General features: G+C 42.6%; 12 protein-coding genes. 5 read left to right on the top strand and 7 right to left on the bottom strand.

Annotation, left to right across the window (positions count from 1 at the left end):
* Positions 1-90 precede the first annotated feature (90 nt).
* A complete protein-coding gene (locus tag AQPE_RS15665; protein ID WP_318351328.1) occupies positions 91-1,431 on the top strand; it encodes a triphosphoribosyl-dephospho-CoA synthase in 1,341 nt (446 codons plus the stop codon).
* 9 nt (positions 1,432-1,440) lie between these two features.
* A complete protein-coding gene (gene citC, locus AQPE_RS15670; protein ID WP_318347443.1) occupies positions 1,441-2,526 on the top strand; it encodes a [citrate (pro-3S)-lyase] ligase in 1,086 nt (361 codons plus the stop codon).
* 53 nt (positions 2,527-2,579) lie between these two features.
* Here citC and AQPE_RS15675 read toward each other — a convergent pair whose 3' ends face one another.
* Positions 2,580-2,954, bottom strand: a complete 375-nt coding sequence (locus AQPE_RS15675) for a hypothetical protein (RefSeq protein WP_318347444.1) — start codon at positions 2,952-2,954, stop codon at positions 2,580-2,582.
* 40 nt (positions 2,955-2,994) lie between these two features.
* The gene (locus tag AQPE_RS15680; RefSeq protein WP_318347445.1) at positions 2,995-5,715 is read right to left on the bottom strand and encodes a 4-alpha-glucanotransferase; all 2,721 of its coding nucleotides are present in this window, start codon (positions 5,713-5,715) and stop codon (positions 2,995-2,997) included.
* Positions 5,716-5,984: 269 nt separating this feature from the next.
* Between AQPE_RS15680 and AQPE_RS15685 the strand changes: the two genes are divergently transcribed.
* On the top strand, positions 5,985-8,192 hold the full coding sequence (locus tag AQPE_RS15685) for a GH92 family glycosyl hydrolase (protein WP_318347446.1): 2,208 nt from the start codon (positions 5,985-5,987) through the stop codon (positions 8,190-8,192).
* 121 nt (positions 8,193-8,313) lie between these two features.
* On the opposite strand, the gene AQPE_RS15690 is transcribed toward AQPE_RS15685, so the two are convergent.
* The 5 genes from AQPE_RS15690 to AQPE_RS15710 form a co-directional block, all read right to left on the bottom strand.
* On the bottom strand, positions 8,314-9,189 hold the full coding sequence (locus tag AQPE_RS15690; RefSeq protein ID WP_318347447.1) for a glycoside hydrolase family 16 protein: 876 nt from the start codon (positions 9,187-9,189) through the stop codon (positions 8,314-8,316).
* Positions 9,190-9,254: 65 nt separating this feature from the next.
* The gene (locus tag AQPE_RS15695) at positions 9,255-10,721 is read right to left on the bottom strand and encodes an aminoacyl-histidine dipeptidase (RefSeq protein WP_318347448.1); all 1,467 of its coding nucleotides are present in this window, start codon (positions 10,719-10,721) and stop codon (positions 9,255-9,257) included.
* Positions 10,722-10,946: 225 nt separating this feature from the next.
* Positions 10,947-12,350, bottom strand: a complete 1,404-nt coding sequence (locus tag AQPE_RS15700) for an MFS transporter (RefSeq protein WP_318347449.1) — start codon at positions 12,348-12,350, stop codon at positions 10,947-10,949.
* Positions 12,351-12,490: 140 nt separating this feature from the next.
* Positions 12,491-13,606: a DUF4831 family protein gene (locus tag AQPE_RS15705; protein ID WP_318347450.1), complete on the bottom strand. Its 1,116-nt coding sequence runs from the start codon at positions 13,604-13,606 to the stop codon at positions 12,491-12,493.
* Positions 13,607-13,670: 64 nt separating this feature from the next.
* A complete protein-coding gene (locus AQPE_RS15710; RefSeq protein WP_318347451.1) occupies positions 13,671-15,179 on the bottom strand; it encodes an NAD(P)H-hydrate dehydratase in 1,509 nt (502 codons plus the stop codon).
* 253 nt (positions 15,180-15,432) lie between these two features.
* Between AQPE_RS15710 and AQPE_RS15715 the strand changes: the two genes are divergently transcribed.
* Both AQPE_RS15715 and AQPE_RS15720 read left to right on the top strand, forming a co-directional pair.
* Positions 15,433-17,244, top strand: a complete 1,812-nt coding sequence (locus AQPE_RS15715) for a peptide MFS transporter (RefSeq protein ID WP_318347452.1) — start codon at positions 15,433-15,435, stop codon at positions 17,242-17,244.
* A gap of 123 nt (positions 17,245-17,367) precedes the next feature.
* Entirely contained in the window at positions 17,368-18,186 is an 819-nt protein-coding gene (locus AQPE_RS15720) for a penicillin-binding transpeptidase domain-containing protein (protein ID WP_318347453.1), read from the top strand.
* Positions 18,187-18,233 lie beyond the last annotated feature (47 nt).

Consider the following 18,233-nt stretch of genomic DNA (forward strand, 5'->3'; position numbering starts at 1 on the left):
TTTAAACTTTTTCCCAATGACTAATGACAGTTTCCTGTAAAGTACAGGATCAATAAAACAAGGAGAACCACAATCGAACCACTCGAATCTATATTAAAAGCCCGCGATCAGCGGGCTTTTCTGAAAGCACAAATTGCTCAGAAAGGCTTGCCCAGCTTAAGTTTAAGCCTGAATGTTCCCGGTTTTCCCAAAAGTAATTCAACTGTGGGTTCTTTCTTTCGATCTTGCTTACGCGATTTGAAAAATACTTTTGTAGCTCACCGGATTGATATTCATGAAAAAGAAGCTATTGAAATATGCGATACTGCCGGAGATTTTTACCTGATTCCTTTTTCAATCGACGATTTCGGTCTGAATGAGATCAAACAAATCTGCGAAGACTTTGAAGAGAACCATCCTTTGGGACGATTCGTTGATGTGGATTTGAATGATCAACAAGGAAATACGGTTTCCTCCGGAAAATCGAAATTGTGCTTTTTTTGCCGTGAAAAACCAGCCATCGAATGTCGGCGTGAAAATGCCCACAGTTTCGACGAATTAAGAACGTTCATGTTTTCTGAAATGGCTGTATTTCTTGGATGTCAGCGAAAAAAACAGATCATTAAGAAACTCGCTTCACTGGCACAGCAGGCGATTCTGGCGGAGATTGCGCTCACTCCCAAGCCCGGATTGGTCGATCGGCATAGCTCCGGAAGCCATTCTGATATGAATTACCAGATGTTTGTTGATTCCACTGAAGCTATTTCTTTCGGATTTGATGAGTTGGTGCGCGAAGGTTTTGCTTTTCAGAATGACGATTTAACAAAGGCCTTGCCACGACTTCGCGACATCGGTTTGCAAATGGAATCGGCGATGTTTGAGGCAACCGGAAATGTCAATACGCAAAAAGGCGTTATCTTTTTGATGGGACTTTCTTTGTTTGCCTGCGGAAAGTTGTTCAGCCAAAGCGATCGGTTTCAGGTCGGAGAATTCAGGAATATCATCAGAGGAATTTGTAAAGATATGGTTCGGAATGAAATGGGTAATCCTTCAGGGAAAAGCCATGGAGAAAAAGTATTCCTGAAGTATGGTTTCAGTGGAGCGCGAGGTGAGGCTGAAAGCGGATTTGCAACGGTTTTTGATTTTGGTTTGCCCGAAATCATTCAGGAAAAACAGCTCAATGATGAATCGATGACTAAATGTTTGCTGGCTATTGCGGCAAATAACAACGATACAAATATCCTTTTCAGGAGTAATACTGAAGTTTTGAATCGGTTTAAAAACCTTTGCCGAATTGCTTTGGATGATTTCAATCCGGCAAATTATGATGCTCTGGCTGATGTTTGCAAACAGGAAAATATTTCTCCCGGAGGCTCGGCTGATTTGCTTGCAGTGACTACTTTTGTCTGGTCGGTTATTCAGGCCGACAAACAAAAGCATTTTACCTTTTAGACCGAATAAATGACATTTGAAGATACCGATTTTCGTCAGGAGACACTTGATCTGGATAATCCTTTTGATCTTAAACTGGTTAAGGATTTTCTGGCCCGACTCGGATTTGAGTTTGATCCGGCGGAGGTGGAATGCACCATGATTGTGTATAACCTGAAAGGCGATTTGGTGGGAACCGGCTCACACATGGGGCGAATTTTGAAATATGTTGCTGTTGCCCCAACGTTTCGTGATACCACTGCTTTTGCCCTGATTGTTAGTTACATGACAGAAAAGCTCCTGAAAATTTACAAGCATACTTTTGTTTTTACACGCCCTGAGAATTCAGTTCGGTTTCGTGGATTGGGCTATACCGAAATTGCATCGGCTGAACCTCTTTTTTCGGTACTTGAATTCGGATTCGAATCGATAACAACTTATCAGGATTACCTGAAAGCCTTGAAAATACCGACCGAATCCCCGAATGTGGCTGCTATGGTGGTCAATTGCAACCCATTTACCAACGGACATAAATTCCTGATCGAAAAGGCTGCTTCGGAGAATGAAGTTGTCTATTTGTTTGTAGTAGAAGAAGATCGTTCAGCTTTTCCGTTTAAAGTACGTTGGGAGCTGATCCGCAAAGGGATTGAACATCTTCAGAATGTGGTGATGGTTCGCGGTGGAATGTACATTGTTTCTGGAGCCATTTTCCCATCTTATTTCCTTAAAAAAGAATTGGTTAGCGATGTAATGCAAAAACAGGCAGAACTGGATGTCAAAATTTTTTCTAAGTACGTTGTGCCAATTCTGGGGATCAAAAAGCGCTACGTTGGTACCGAAAATTACTGCAAAGTTACCGGTGCATACAACCAGGCGATGAAATCAATACTTCCATCTTTTGGTGTAGAGGTTGTCGAAATCACTCGAAAAGCTGTGGGTTCGGGAGCCGATCACTTACCTGATTACATTAGCGCTTCCAAAGTTCGCAAGGCCATCAAACACGATAAATTGCCTGAAATCATTGATTTTCTTCCTGACTCAACCCGTGAGTTCCTTTTTTCTGACGAATCACTCGAAATCCGTCAGAAAATAAAGGTAAGTACTGGAAGACATTAGATTCAAGTAAATATTGTTTAGGCAAAAGGCAAAATAAGTTTTTCAAATCTTGCTTACAGATCTGTCAATTCAAAATTCATTGAATTAAGAAACTCTTTCATAGCTTTTAGTGTCGCTTCTTTGTTGTGTACAAATCGATGGTTTGCAGCTTTGGTTAATAAAAACAGCAGTCCATATTCTTCAGAAAGACTGGTAACAAAAACAATCTGTTTCGGATTAATGACTGGGTTATAATCTTTTAGAATATTATCAAAAAGCTGGTTGAGAGTCTCTATATTAATCTGAACGGTTTTATTAAAAACAGGCTCAAAAGCGAATTGACTATATCCATCCATCGAACAAAGAAATAATGCCCAACCTTCACGAACTCGGATTTTTGCGGCGTGTATGTAAACACGCTCGTATACTTCCTCAGGAGTATGTTTCATAATGGTCTTTTTCCTATTGTTTTATGTTTCTTAGCCGAAATCAATAATCCGAATTCCTTCCCGAAGCTTTAATGAGTTCTTTCAATAGGTTGTTGAATTCGTCGGCTTTTTTTAAATCTTCAATGCTTTGTTTCATTCGGAATCGCCATTTGTGGCGCACATTACTTGGGTAATTGATCTGCTCTGCCTGAGTTTTCTCCCATCTGAATTTACTGTCCATCGAAATTAAATCCTGAATTGGGATAGTTACCCACATTGCAGGTGAATATAGATGTTGGGTAATGATTTGCTGACAAATCCATGGCTCAGCAAAGTAAGGTGCCAGTCCGGCATTTCCCAGTTCAAGGTTATGAAACTGTTGGGTCTTTTCCCGGTCTTCTTCCCACCATCCGCGAATGGTTGACATGTCGTGAGTGGAGGTGGTGCAAACCGACAAATACGGAGCATCTGCCGGATGGGCAAATTTTATTGTTGGGTTTTTCGGCATTCGCTGGATTTCCAGACTCAAAATACCCAATTCCGACATGGCTTTTGGCACACAGTCCGGAATCATTCCCAAATCTTCGCCACAAACCAACATATTGCCCACCGCAACAATTACTGGCAGTTTCTCCATTCCTTTTCGATACCAGAAATTCTCGTGCCGTTTGTAAAAGTAATCGACGTATAGATTATTCAACTGCTCTTTTGTCCAGTCGTCCAATTCGGCATACGAACTGGTTTTTTGCATCGAAATACGCGGATGCCATTGGTCCTCGCCGGTGGATACAAACAAAACATTGGCTACCAAATCAAACAATCCATCCCTGATTTTACGGTTTTGATCGTCCAAATCCTCTTCTTCAATGTTCTTCAGGAAGTGCTGATTGATTTTTTGCTGGGTATTAAATTCATCTTTCAATTTATAATGCCCGTGTCCCAAATCGTCCAGAAATTCGTGAATAACTGTTTCTGTTGATTCTCCAAATAAGGGTTTCAGGAGGTGGTGCCGAATGTATGGTTTCGAAAAGCGCTCGTGGTTAAAATATAGACCATAGTGACTGATTTCCTTTGTTGATAAAGGTAGCGCAGGATTAAAATGACCGAGCAAAGCTTCAACGGCATTGGTCGGTACTTCCCAAATTCGGAAGAAACCCAGAATATGATCAATCCGGTAGGTGTCGAAATAGTCGGTCATTTTTTGCATTCGCTTGATCCACCATTGATAACCATCTTTGGCCATTTCTTCCCAGTTGTAGGTTGGGAAACCCCAGTTTTGTCCCTTCACGGCAAAATCATCGGGTGGCGCACCGGCTTGCGCACTGAGGTTAAATAAATGGGGTTCAGTCCAGGCTTCCACGCTATTTGGGCTAATCCCGATCGGAATGTCGCCTTTCAGGATAATTCCATTTTTTCGGGCATAGTTTGCAGCTTCCTTAAGCTGTTTATCCAGATGATATTGAATGAAATAATGGACGGCAATGTCTTCCCATGCATACGATTTGGGGGAACAGAGTTTTTCGATTTTTGCCGGATTGTAGATGCTGTATTCGCCCCAATTGCGGAAATCGGGCGATTTGTATTTGTCGCGCAGGTAAACAAAAGCAGCATAAGGCACAAGCCATTCTTTATTGGTCTTGAAGAACTGTTTAAAGTCATTCGATTTGAACAATTTTGCTCCATCCTGATCGAAAATAAGCTTGTAATAGCGCGATTTGTGTCGCAGTACTTCAGGATAATCGACTTCAGAATTCTTATTGAGCAATTTTTGCTGCTCGGCAAACTCGGCCATTAGCTTTTCATCGTTCAGTGGGCCAATATTATCCAGATTCAGGTAAATGGGGTGAAGAGCCATCACCGAAATCGACTTGTACGGATAAGAATCGAGCCAGTTGTGCGACGCAATGGTTTCGTTTACCGGAAGAATCTGCACCATCTTTAGGCCGGTTTGTTTAGCCCAGTCAATAAAATCGAACAGGTCATTAAATTCACCTACCCCAAAACTGTTTTCACTCCGGAGCGAAAATACAGGGACACTTACACCAGCACCTTTCCACAATCCCAACGGAAACCGGAAATGAGAATCGGTCTTGATGTAAATAGATGACGAATTGGTCATTGAAATTTCGGGCAGTTGTCGGTCGTGCCCATCTTCCAGGGTAACTACTTCCTTTTTTATCATATCCCAAATTCCGTATTTGTATTGGAGCGGAAATTTCAATTCCGCAGCATTCAATTGTCCGGTCCAAAGCGGAAAATCGTTGCTACATTCCAGAACAAATGCTTTTTTTCGATCCCAATTTCCCAACTGATCCTGATTTCCTAAAATGCAAACTTTGTAATCGGACGTGATTCGGGGAACTTCAATTTTAAACTGAAGAACTTGATTGGCTTGAATCTCCGAAACTGCTTCCCGGTTGCTTCCCGGGTTCATGATTACCTTTGAAAAGGAAGAAGTAAACAAAGCTTTTTCTTCGGCTGGCGGATTGCGCCACAAATCGTCGATAATCAATTCTTTGATTGCTTCATTTTTAATGTCAATGAAATGATTGCTCCCCCATTCCCAGACTTCGTAACCCGAATCTGCTTTCATCAGGTATTTATATTCGATTCGACCCGATTTTTGATTTGTTTTTACTGAAATTTTCCAAAATCCATTTCCTTGATAACTCATTTTTTGAGCCTGGCTCACATCCCACTGCCCGAATAACCTGGACGATCCGGAAATGTAAATCTCTTGTCCGGGGATGGTTTGATAATGAATGGTTAATGTAATTTTCATAATCGCAGTATTTGTTTGGATTCAACGCACTTCATCGATGAAAGTGTTTTGCAGTGAAAAGGTACAAAAAATTGTCTCAGCGATTTCAATTAATCCTGATTTATTCGTCCCGAATTCAGAAAATAGACTGGATGCTGAAAGTAGGATTCGAATGTCATTTGAATCGCGAAATTAGACGGCATGATAAAATCAGGACGGATCAGCACGACCATGACGCTTACCTTTTTTCTTTTTGATTACATTTGTCGAACTGATTTTAAAACCAACCAATGACAAAATTTATTTCAATTATTGCTGCAGCCGTACTTTTTTTGTCGGCCTGTACCACTCAAACTCAAAAAACTGTTCAGGAAGATCGCCTGACCGATTTCGTCGATCCTTTTATCGGAACTGGGTTTCACGGACATACCTGTCCGGGAGCTGCATATCCGTTCGGACAAATTCAGTTGAGTCCTGATAATGGAACTCAAGGCTGGGACTGGTGTTCCGGCTATCATTATTCCGATAGCATTGTGGCTGGCTTCAGTCATTTGCACCTGAGCGGAACAGGAATCGGCGATTTGGCCGACATTTCTTTTCTGCCGGTTACTTCTGAAGTTACTTTTCAGAAAAATGAAAAAAATGCTGATTTTGTTACCCGTTATGCCGGTAAGTACAGTCACAGTCAGGAAACTGCCAAGCCGGGTTATTATGCTGTAACCTTGAAAAACAATGGTGTAAAAGCTGAATTTACAGTGACCGAACGTGCCGGATTGCACCGTTATTCTTTTCCTGAAGGTGGCGAAAATAACCTGATCATTAACCTTGGATTTGCCATCAACTGGGACAAGCCTTACCAGACTTCGCTTAAAGTTGTGGACGACAAGTTGGTAACTGGTGTTCGCCTGTCGAATGGCTGGGCCAAAGATCAGCATGTTTATTTTGCGGTTCGTTTTTCGTCGCCAATTACTAAATCGGTTATCGAAAATGTTGGTGGCGAAGCTGGTGCTGTAGGCGTTTTCAGTTTTGGCGAAAAACAAGTATTAGCTAAAGTGGGCATTTCTTCGGTTAGCGTTGAAAATGCCATAGCCAATCTGGATGGTTCTTTGGCCGGATGGGATTTTGAAGCAACTGCCAAAGCTGCATCAGATGCCTGGGAAAAAGAACTGGCGAAAATCAAGATTCAGTCGAACGACAAAGATCAGAAAACCATTTTCTATACTTCGCTTTACCACACCATGGTTGCTCCTGCTTTGTTTTCCGATTCAAACGGAGAATTTAAAGGAATAAACGGTGACACACAGAAGGCTTCAGGATACAACCGTTACACCGTATTCTCGTTGTGGGACACTTACCGCGCGTTGCATCCGCTGTTTACTTTAACGCAGCAGGCCCGTGTCAACGACATGGTGAAAACGATGCTCGATCATTATAAACAGACTGGAGTTTTACCTGTTTGGGAACTCGAAGGCAACGAAACATGGTGTATGGTAGCCAATCATTCTATTTCGGTTATTGCTGAAGCTATCCTGAAAGGAATTGGAGATTTCGATTACCAACTAGCTTTTGAAGCCATGAAAGCAACATCAATGGCTGATCGCGATGGAATGGGCTATCACGATAAACTGGGATATATTCCTGCTGATAAAATTCAGCAATCGGTGGCCAAAGCAGAGGAAGTGTGTGTTGACGACTGGGCTGTGGCTGCTGTTGCTCAGAAATTGGGAAAAACCGAAGACGCTGCTTATTTTGCCAAGCGTGCACTGAATTACAAAAACTACTTCGATAAAGAAACCGGTTTTATGCGTGGAAAGCTAAGCAATGGTCAGTGGACAACACCATTTGATCCGGCATTCTCGAAACACGAAGGAAGCGATTATACCGAAGGAAACGCATGGCAATATTTGTGGCTGGCTCCACAGGATGTAAACGGATTGATTGAGTTGCTTGGCGGCAAAGACGCATTTGCCGATAAACTTGACCAACTTTTCGTGGTTGCTGAAGGTGTAAAAGGTGCGGAAGCTTCTCCTGATATTTCAGGATTGATTGGAAGTTACGCGCATGGTAACGAACCTGGTCATCACACCACTTTTCTGTTCAATTATGCCGGACGTGCATGGCGAACTCAGGAACTGAACCGCCAGATTCAGGAAACGATGTACACCACCAAACCTGATGGTTTATGCGGAAACGAAGATTGCGGACAAATGTCGGCCTGGTATGTGTTCAGCGCGATGGGTTTCTATCCGGTGAATCCTTCGGAATTGAAATACCAGTTTGGTTCGCCAATCGTTCAGGAAGCCAAATTGGAAGTTGCTTCGGGTAAGTTCTTTACCATGAAAGCTCCGTTGGCTTCGAAAGAAAACAAATACATTCAGGAAGTGAAACTGAACGGACAAGTATTGGATCGTACATTCATTACCCATCAGGAAGTGATGGATGGCGGAACTCTTGAATTCACAATGGGCGCTCAGCCGAATAAGGAGTTGTTCAAGTAAACAGTCGCAGTTTTCATAGAGGGATTCCATCTCTTTTTGAAAGATGGAATCCCTTTTCTGCCACTGCATTCTGTAAAAAGTCATTAGTCATTCGGAAAATTTCCCAATGACTAATGACTTTTTACTTTTCCTGATAAACCCGCACGTAATCCACTTCGTATTTAATCGGAAATTTAGATCGGTCGGGGTTTCCGCCATTGCCACCGAGTGCCAGATTCAAAAGTAAATAATGAGGCTGAGTGAATGGGTTAAATCCATCCGGATTAATCGTTTCGCTGAGTAAAGTTGTGTTTAGCAATTCATCATCCAGATAAAGTTTGATTGATTCCTTTGTCCAGTCCATTCGCCAGATGTGGAATTTTTTTGTACATTCCGGATCTTTGGCAAGGAAATGGGCGAAGGGAATTCGCTCCGTATCCCATTTTGCAACATACTGCTTGTCGGTTCCCCAGGCCACGTTTGCCAAAATAGTGGGCACATTGTTTACACGGTAGAATTCCATCAGATCAATTTCCCCGTTCGAAGGCCATTGTTTGGCAACACCCAATGTCCAGATGGCAGGCCACGATCCCATTGCGGTGTCAATCCTTGCCCGAATCTCAAATCGTCCGTACAACCATTGCTTTTGCCCTCGGGTATTGATGCTTGCTGAAGTGTAATGCGCCGTTTCCCTGTTTGCACGCCAATCCTGACTCCCAACTTTGAATTTCGGATTTTGAATTTCCTCGCGACGGCCTTCGATAATTAGAGCACTGTTGGAGCATGTGGCATTTTCTTCCTGATACCATTGCAGTTCTTCATTCCTGACAAAGCCTTTTTCGTATTTCCAGAAGTCAGGATTGGGTTTGCCATTGCTGTTAAATTCATCGTCCCAAACGAGTTTCATGCCGGGAATTTCTGTTGGTGGATTGGGATCGGGAAGAGTAGGGTTGATTGGCTGAGAAAATGCAGCAAATGAAACGAGTGCAAAAATGAAGGAAAAGGTAAGTTTTTGCATAAGGTTGGGTTAGGTTAACATAGTGAGCGGGTGACTTCAAGGCACCCGCTCACTAGAAAAGAATGCTATTTCGCCGGAATATTCTTCAGTGTTTCAACCAAAAAGTCCCAGAATTTGATGACCGATTCGATATTTACTTTTTCGTCGGGTGAGTGTGGGAAGCGGATTGTTGGTCCAAATGAGATCATATCCCAATGAGAATAAGTTCCACCCAGAATTCCACATTCCAACCCGGCGTGAATCGCTTTAATTTCAGGAATTCGACCGAATTTGTCATTGTAAACCTGAAGCATAGTTTTCAGAATAGGCGACTCCATGTTGGGTTTCCATCCCGGGTAACCACCGGTTAAGGTTACTTTGGCTCCGGCCAGTGAAAATACCGAATCCATACGCGATCCCAGTTCTGCACGGGCTGAATCGACTGAACTGCGCATCAGACATGAAACACTGATTGTTTTCGTTTCATTGTCCGATTTCACAATGGCCAGGTTCGTTGAAGTTTCAACAAGTCCTGGCATGCTGTCGCTCATGCGGATGGCTCCGTTAGGGCAGGCAACAATGGCATGAGTGAGGTTAATCTGAGTCTGTTCGTCGATGAGCGAAGCGGGCATCTCAGTTTTCGCCAATTCAATCTTCAGTGTTGGCTCGGTTGTCGAAAGTTCGCGTTTGATGATCGTCGTTAAACCGGCAATCAATCCAACGAGTTTGTCGGCAGTTGCATACGGAACCGTAACTATTCCAAAAGCCTCGCGAGGTATGGCATTGCGAAGGTTTCCTCCGTTGATAGCTGCTAAACGAAGGCCACAAACTTTGTAAGCTTCTTTCAGAACACGGAAGAAAATTTTGTTGGCATTTCCGCGCCCCAGATTAATGTCCAATCCTGAATGTCCACCTTTCAAACCGGTAATGTTCAGCTTAAAAGCGATTGATTCGGCAGGAACCGGAACTTCAGTAAAGCTAAACTTTGCAGTGGCATCTTCACCGCCGGCGCAGCCCACGTACAATTCGCCTTCGTCTTCAGAGTCCATGTTAATCAGGATGTCGCCTTTCAGAATTCCCGATTTTAGACCATTAGCTCCGTCCATACCGGTTTCTTCGGTAGCAGTAAACAATGCTTCAACCGGACCGTGTGCAAGGTCTTTCGATGCCAGAACAGCCATTGCAGCAGCAACTCCAATCCCGTTGTCGGCGCCAAGCGTTGTTCCGTTTGCTCTTACCCATTCGCCATCGATGATGGTTTCAATCGGATCTTTGGCAAAATCGTGGTCTTTGTCGCTGTTTTTTTGTGGCACCATATCGAGGTGTCCCTGAAGAATTACTCCTTTACGGTTCTCCATTCCGGCAGTGGCCGGTTTGCGGATAATAACGTTTCCTGCTTCATCCTGAATGGTTTCCAATCCGAGGCTTTTGCCAAAATCAGCAATAAACTGACGGATTTGCTCTTCATGATGAGAAGGACGCGGAATCCGCGTCAACTGGTAGAAATTTTCCCAAACTTCGTTGGGTGTTAATTTTGAGATTTCGTTACTCATATAGTTGTTTTTAAAATAAAATTCGATCGAAAAATGATTGTAAACACTCGTTTCAGGTGCATTGTTCTTGGCTTCCGACATTCTGAAATCTATTCCATTTTAGCGCAAAAACGTCAGCATCTAAAAGTACAATTAATCTGTGTAGTTTGTTCTGAAACGAAACAATAAAAAAACCTGCATTCGTTTAATTGGATGCAGGTTTTTGATATTTTTCAATTCAGGAAATTATTCCTTAATGTTTGGTCTTTCCAATCCGTATCCTTTTTTGCGGTCTTCAGCCTTCAGGAGTAAGGCAAAGCCAATGGCAAGAAATCCAAAGAATGCAAATATGAGCATTGGGATCATGTAATTGTATTGAGTAATGACTTGCTCTTTACCGTCAACCAATTTAGTTATTGTGCCAGTTATACAGTATTTATCCAAAACAACGCCAATAAGCAATGGAACACCCATCAATCCCCAGTTCTGAACCCAAAACGTCATGGCATAAGCAGTTCCCAGTTTGCTGTGAGGAATAATCTTGGCAATTGATGGCCACATCGCTGCAGGCACCATCGAGAAAGCAATTCCCAACAAGATTACTAATCCGATGGCAATTGGGAAACTGTTTAACGAAGGAATTGAGAACAAAAGGTGAACACAAACCAGCAAAATCGAACCAATGATCATGATGGTAGCGCCTTTCCCTTTTTTATCGAATAAGTTGCCGAATACAGGGGTTAAAAGCAACGCACCGAAGGGCAATAAAGCTGGAATATAGCCGGCGAATGAGTCGCTTATATCAAATTTCTGAACCATGAGATTTACAGCATATTTGATAAAAGGGAAAACTGCCGAATAGAATAACACGCACAAAGTAGTAATGTACCAGAACGCACGGTTTTTACCAATTTCAAGAATATCGGCGAATTTAAATTCTTCGTCAGCAGCTACACCGGCATCGGCATCTTCCTTGTCCAGCTTGCGGTCCATGACGGTGAAAAGAATAAAAACCAACATCCCAATACACAGCAAAACCAATGCAAGGAGAACAGGTGCACTGATGTCTCCAGTCATTCGAACCAAAGGTATTGGTGTGAACATGGCCAATGCAGTACCGATACGGCCTGTTGAAGTATTTAATCCGATGGCCAGCGCCATTTCCTTTCCGCGGAACCAGCGAACTACCGCTTTGTTGGCGGCGATTCCGAACATTTCGCAGCCTACCCCGAAAATGGCAAATCCGAATCCGGCAACTACGGATGATTTAGCTGATGAGGAAATAGCCTGCCAGCCCAAAATATTTAATTCAAACATTCCCTGAACATGTCCTGAAATAGCCCAGTATTTAATGGCTGCACCAATCAACATGATTCCGATGGAGAGGATTCCTGTAAAGCGAACGCCCATTTTGTCGAGGATCATCCCACTGAATACAAGCATCAGCAAAAACACGTTAAACCAACCGTATCCGCTGGTGAAAAATCCGTAGTCGGAGGCCGACCATGATAAATTAGCCTGAAGCCTTTCCTGCAAAGGAGCCATGGCATCGGTTAAATAATAGGCACACATCATGGTAAACGATACCAGTATGAGCACCATCCATCGGGCGGTTTTAGAGTCGCGAAGAGTCGCTTTTATTTCATTCATGTTGAAAAGTGTTTTGTAGATTTTTAATGCGCTAAATATAAGAAAATATACTTCGGTGAAACGACGATAAAGTTCAGTAAAAAAAATCCCGGAAGTTTTCTCCCGGGATCATTTATTTTAGGCATTGGATCTGCAATTGTCTATTTATTTTCAGTTATACTTTTGATGGCTCCAGTGTTCGGAAAGAATTCGAGTTTATAGCTTCCATCGAGTAAATTCTCCGGAACAGGCGCGGTAGTTCCAAACTGTGCGATAGGGGCTCGGGCTCCTGCCAGTTGTTTGCTTCCGTCCATGATCCGAATTTCGGACATGCCAGGCATGCGGTAATATAAACCACTTTTGCCAGCTTCCGGATTGGCTGATGCGCTCAGTGCATTTTGCTTCGAAGCCAGATTGTCGTCTTTTGTAATTTCAATTACAATTGGCCGACCGGATAAATCAGCTTTTGGCAAAACGCCACGATCGTCACTGAAGCGGAAAAAGACTTCGCCCTTGGCCGTTTTTTCTCCGGGAATGTAGTCAAAACTAAATTCATAGCTCTGTTTCGATGATTTTCCGATAAACAAGGCCAGGTAATTTTCTTCCATTTTAGCCAACTCGTCGCGCATCACTTCAAACGCTTTCCCATCCGGAAGTGGTTCATCGTCGGCATTGGTTAGCAATGCAAAACGCGAATTGCGAAGGTTGAAGATGGTTTCAGCAGCTTCGGCGGCTTTCTGATCGGTGTTTTTCGAAACCATTTTATAACTTTTGGTCGAGTCGGTCGGCGAATAGAAACTCCAGATCGACAAATCGGTAAAGCTTACCCTGTTTTGAAGATCTTTAGTCAGGAACGATTGGGTTTCCATTTTTGATTCCTGAGCATTAACGTCGGCATTTATTCCGGCAAGAACGCCAGACTCAGTCAGACTAACCAACTGGGCGGCCTGTCCCTGTGCTTTGTAAACCTGATCAGGATCGGGTTGGCTGAATGTTTCCAAACTCATTTCATCCATGTTCCAACGGTCGCTGCTTGTGGTTGGGGCGTTATCAATGCCGAGCAGTTTCGATGCGTAATTACAGAATGGGCCATTCACGAAGCGTTCGCGGGTTGCTTTGATATGAATACGAATACCTGTTTGAGGCAAAGAGTAAACCACGCCTTCGATTGCTCCTGAAGTTGAACCTGGGATGTCTTTTTTCTTGTCGTCCTTTGTGGTTGCAAAAAGAGCTGAGGTAAATAGCAGTAAAATAATTGTGAATATAGATGTTTTCATCGTTTTGAAAATTTAATTGGTTTCTGTTTCCATCGTTATTTAAAACCCAAAAATAGCCAAAATATTATTCGAGTTGCAGAAAAGCTTTTCCAAGATGGCTGATTAGGTCTCCGGCAATCAGCGAATACTCTCCAATTTCAGTTGCAGCCAGATCTCCAGCCATTCCGTGGAGGTAAACCCCAATCAGGGTTGCATCTTCCGCAGAGTAATTTTGTGCGAGCAATCCGAGAATAATTCCGGTTAAAACATCGCCACTTCCGCCAGTAGCCATTCCCGGGTTTCCGGTACTGTTAAAAAATACTTTTCCATCGGGTAGCGTAATGCAACTGTGTGCCCCTTTGCATACTACGATGACTTTGTATTTTGCTGAAAACTGAAGTTGCTTTTGCAAACGTTCAAACGAGTTGAAGGATGCTCCAGCCAAGCGCTCAAATTCTTTTGGATGCGGTGTCAGAATGGCATTTTCAGGCAGAAGATCGTACCAATCCTGATTTTCAGACAAAATGTTGAGTGCATCGGCATCAATAACCAGCTTGCTTGGTTTTGCCTGAAGTAAAGCTTTTAAAGCCTGTTGCGTTTCCTGCTTTTTATCCAGTCCTGGGCCAATTCCAATGGCAGAATACCTGGATATGTCGGGCACTTCGGAGAAAACCGTTTCCGACGGATCAATCGAAGTCATGGCTTCAGGAACTGAATTTTGAATGATTTCGTAACCCGACTGCGGAACATGACTGGTCAATAACCCAACTCCGGAGCGCAAACAGGCTTGCGACGCCAGAACCGAAGCTCCCATTTTCCCATAGCTTCCGGCAATCAATAGCGCATGTCCAAATGTTCCTTTGTGCGAAAATTTTTCGCGCGGTTTAATTTTTCCTGAAATGAATTTTTTGGTCAGGAAATGGTATGGAGTTTCGGTTTGTTCAATCGCGTTTGGATGCAATCCGATGGGTAAAACAGTCCAATCACCAACAAATTCGCAATTTTCAGGAAAAAGAAAACTGAGTTTTGGAAATTGGAAAGTGAGTGTATGGTCGGCTTTGATTATTGCAGAAAGATCGTTTTTCGAGTTGTCTTCCCCAAACAGTCCGCTCGGAATATCAATGGAAATGATTGTAGCTCCGGATCGATTGATTTGTTTGACGATTTCTTTTGCAAGCCCATCCAAAGGTTTATTTAATCCGGAGCCAAAAAGTCCGTCGATGACTATTGCGTCAACAGGAATTTCAGGAATTGAATCTTCAGAATCTATTTTTCTCAGGATAACCTGGTTTTGTTCTTCCAATCGCTGCCAGTTGATGACCGGATCGCCTTTGAGTTCGCGGCCAAAATCGATCCGGTAAACCGTGCATTTCAGATTACTCCAGGCAAGCATTCGGGCCACGGCCAGCGCATCGCCTCCATTGTTCCCCGGTCCGGCAAAAAGATATATCTGCCAGTCATGATTGATGTTCTTGATTACCCAATCGGCAATCTGAAACGAAGCCCGTTCCATTAGATCGATGGACAAAACAGGCTCCAACTTCATCGTTAATTGATCAATTCCGGCGATTTGTTTGCAGGTAAAAAGTTTCATTCAGTCAAGTTTAAAGTCAAAAGTACAAAGTTTAAAGTGAAAACCTGCGAAAACTATGGATTCGTAGTTGTCATCCGTAGCTTATGTTTTTTAAGGTATGATTTGCTTGATGAATTGACCGGATCGTATTCATTTACTGATTAATATTTCCGACAACTGACAAACGTCAAATTTTAATCCATAAAAACTTAACTATATTTGTCATTATTGCAAAAACGTACAACAAAAATTAATTTACTAAAAACAACTAATTATGCTGAAAGGACATCCCAGAGGGCTTTTAGTGGCATTTTTTGCCAACATGGGCGAACGCTTTGGATTTTACACAATGATGGCTATTCTGGTTCTGTTTCTTCAGGCCAGATTTGGATTAACAGAACAGGCCGCTGGTGATATTTACAGCTGGTTTTACTTCGGAATTTATGCTTTGGCTCTGATTGGCGGTATTTTGGCTGATTATACCAAAAAGTATAAGCTGGTTATTTTCGCCGGAATTGCAATAATGCTTGCTGGTTATGCATCTTTGGCTATTCCCGGAATGACACTGACAGTAACGGTAATCAGTTTGTTTGTAATTGCTTTCGGAAATGGCCTCTTCAAAGGGAACCTTCAGGCAGTGGTTGGCCAGTTGTACGACGATCCGAAGTATTCGAAGATGAGGGACTCGGCTTTCATGATTTTTTACATGGGTATAAATGTTGGCGCTTTCTTCGCACCTTTTGCTGCTACCGGAATTCGTAACTGGTGGTTGGGCAAAAATGGTTTATTGCACGATGGTAGTCTTCCTTCACTTTGTCACCAATACATCAATGGCACTTTAACGGATACCACTCAGTTCTCTGAACTTGCCACTAAAGCAAGTGTTTCAGGTTCAGTGACCGATCTGGGCGCTTTTGCCCACAACTACCTTGAAGTTTTCTCTCGTGGTTATAATTACGCTTTTGGTATTGCAGCCGGAGCAATGATTATCTCCATGCTGGTTTATATTTTCTTCCAGAGTTACCTTCCAAACGCCGAAAAACAAGTTGAGAAAGCAGATAAAAAAACGGTTAAGACCGCTGAGGAAGCCAATAGCTCACAGACCAGTCCGATTGCTATTTTTGCATCTTTGGTTGCTGCAACTATTGTAACAGTTTTGACAGGATTGGTTCTTGATTATAAGACCGGAATGGCTTTTGGTTTATTTGCTGCTTTCGTAACCTGGATTACCATGATTTCGACCAAGGAAGAAAAACCAAAAGTAACCTCATTGATTTTGGTTTTCTTTGTTGTGATTTTCTTCTGGATGTCGTTCCATCAAAATGGGTTGACACTGACATTCTTTGCTCGCGACTACATTGTGAAAGAGGTTGGAGCCTTTACTTACCTGTTTTTTGATATGTGGTCGATTCTGGCAGTTATCACAACCGTAGCCGGTTTGTTCGTTTTAATAGGAAAAGAAAAAACAACAACTACCCGTCTGATTGGTGCCGGGATGACACTTGTTGGCGGCGGCGCCTCATATTATTTCATGAGTGGAAACGGATCTTCAAATGCGATTGCCCCTGAAGTTTTCCAGTCGTTTAACCCGCTCTTTATTGTTGCTTTAACAACTCTGGTGATGGGTGTTTTTGCTATGCTGAATAAAGCTGGGAAAGAGCCATCAACACCAAAGAAAATCGGTATCGGAATGATCATTGCTGCTGGCGGATTTTTACTTGTTCTGATTGCGTCTGTTGGCTTGATTTCTCCTCATACCTTGGCAGGGCAAGCCGTTCCTGAAGCTTCACGAGTTTCGCCATACTGGCTTATAAATAGTTATTTGATTTTAACTGTTGCTGAATTATTCTTAAGCCCCATGGGACTTTCGTTTGTGTCGAAAGTTGCACCACAGCGCTTTCAGGGATTAATGCAGGGTGGATGGCTTTTGGCCACTGCCGTAGGAAACAAACTCTTATTTGTTGGTAGTTTCTTCTGGGGTAAACTGGAATTGTGGCAATTGTGGCTCATTTTCATCGTTTGTATCTTGGTTTCAGCTACTGTTATCTTCTCAATCATGAAAAGGTTGGAAACCGCTACCAAATAGCAGTTCACATTTTTAGAATAGATTTGGCTTGTAAACTTTCAATCCAACCAATAAAAAATATACTTTTGAAGGAGTGGCTATTGCTGCTCCTTTTTTATGTGTTTAAATTGCCAATTTACAGCTATGCAGACTAAGTTTTTCAAAATAGGAATTGTTCTGATTCTTTTTATTGGGTTTAATTCGTGTACAGTAAAGACGGTAAAAGATGTTCCGCCGCATTTTCAACCTTTTTTTGAAGAATATGGAGTGAAGGGATGTTTTTTGCTTTACGATACAAAAAATGATATTTACCAGATTTATAATTCAGCACGTTGCGAACAGGGATTTCTGCCCGCCTCCACTTTCAAAATTCTGAATTCGTTAATTGGACTTGAAACCGGGGTGATTACTGATGAAAACATGGTGATTCCCTGGAATGGTGTTGCAAGTACTGTCCCTGAATGGAATCGGGATCATACCATGGCAAGCGCTATTCAATATTCGGTTGTACCTTATTTTCAGGAAGTAGCCCGGCGCATTGGGCCCGAGCGAATGAAGGAATTTGTTGACGATTCGGATTATGGGAAAATGGACATCTCAAAGGAAACCATCGATAAATTCTGGCTTTGGGGTAATTCGCGTATCACTCCCTGGGAACAGATGAATTTTATCCTTCATTTTTACACCAACAAGTTACCTTTTTCTCAGGAAAACATTGATCTGGTCAAAAAACTGATTATCCTGAAAAAGACCGACAACTGGACGTTTAGCGGAAAAACCGGAATGACCGTTCAGGATGGCAATAACATTGGTTGGCTGATTGGCTATCTGGAACAAAACGGAAATACCTGGCTCTACGTCTGTAATGTTGAGTCAGGTTTAGACAATACTGAAAAATTCAAGGAAAGTCGGCGTGGAGTTGTCGAAATGGTCTTCAAGTCGATGGGCTTGATGGAGGAATAAAAAGTTGCGAGTTACGGGTTGCGCGTTACAGGTAACATTAACTCGTA

The organism is Aquipluma nitroreducens, from assembly GCF_009689585.1.
GTDB lineage: Bacteria > Bacteroidota > Bacteroidia > Bacteroidales > Prolixibacteraceae > Aquipluma > Aquipluma nitroreducens.

Coding starts and splice junctions, on each gene's coding strand:
- AQPE_RS15720 (WP_318347453.1), top strand. CDS start 17,368: ATGCAGACTAAGTTTTTCAAAATAGGAATTGTTCTGATTCTTTTTATT.
- AQPE_RS15680 (WP_318347445.1), bottom strand. CDS start 5,715: ATGAAAATTACATTAACCATTCATTATCAAACCATCCCCGGACAAGAG.
- AQPE_RS15715 (WP_318347452.1), top strand. CDS start 15,433: ATGCTGAAAGGACATCCCAGAGGGCTTTTAGTGGCATTTTTTGCCAAC.
- AQPE_RS15685 (WP_318347446.1), top strand. CDS start 5,985: ATGACAAAATTTATTTCAATTATTGCTGCAGCCGTACTTTTTTTGTCG.
- AQPE_RS15700 (WP_318347449.1), bottom strand. CDS start 12,350: ATGAATGAAATAAAAGCGACTCTTCGCGACTCTAAAACCGCCCGATGG.
- AQPE_RS15705 (WP_318347450.1), bottom strand. CDS start 13,606: ATGAAAACATCTATATTCACAATTATTTTACTGCTATTTACCTCAGCT.
- AQPE_RS15710 (WP_318347451.1), bottom strand. CDS start 15,179: ATGAAACTTTTTACCTGCAAACAAATCGCCGGAATTGATCAATTAACG.
- citC (WP_318347443.1), top strand. CDS start 1,441: ATGACATTTGAAGATACCGATTTTCGTCAGGAGACACTTGATCTGGAT.
- AQPE_RS15690 (WP_318347447.1), bottom strand. CDS start 9,189: ATGCAAAAACTTACCTTTTCCTTCATTTTTGCACTCGTTTCATTTGCT.
- AQPE_RS15675 (WP_318347444.1), bottom strand. CDS start 2,954: ATGAAACATACTCCTGAGGAAGTATACGAGCGTGTTTACATACACGCC.
- AQPE_RS15695 (WP_318347448.1), bottom strand. CDS start 10,721: ATGAGTAACGAAATCTCAAAATTAACACCCAACGAAGTTTGGGAAAAT.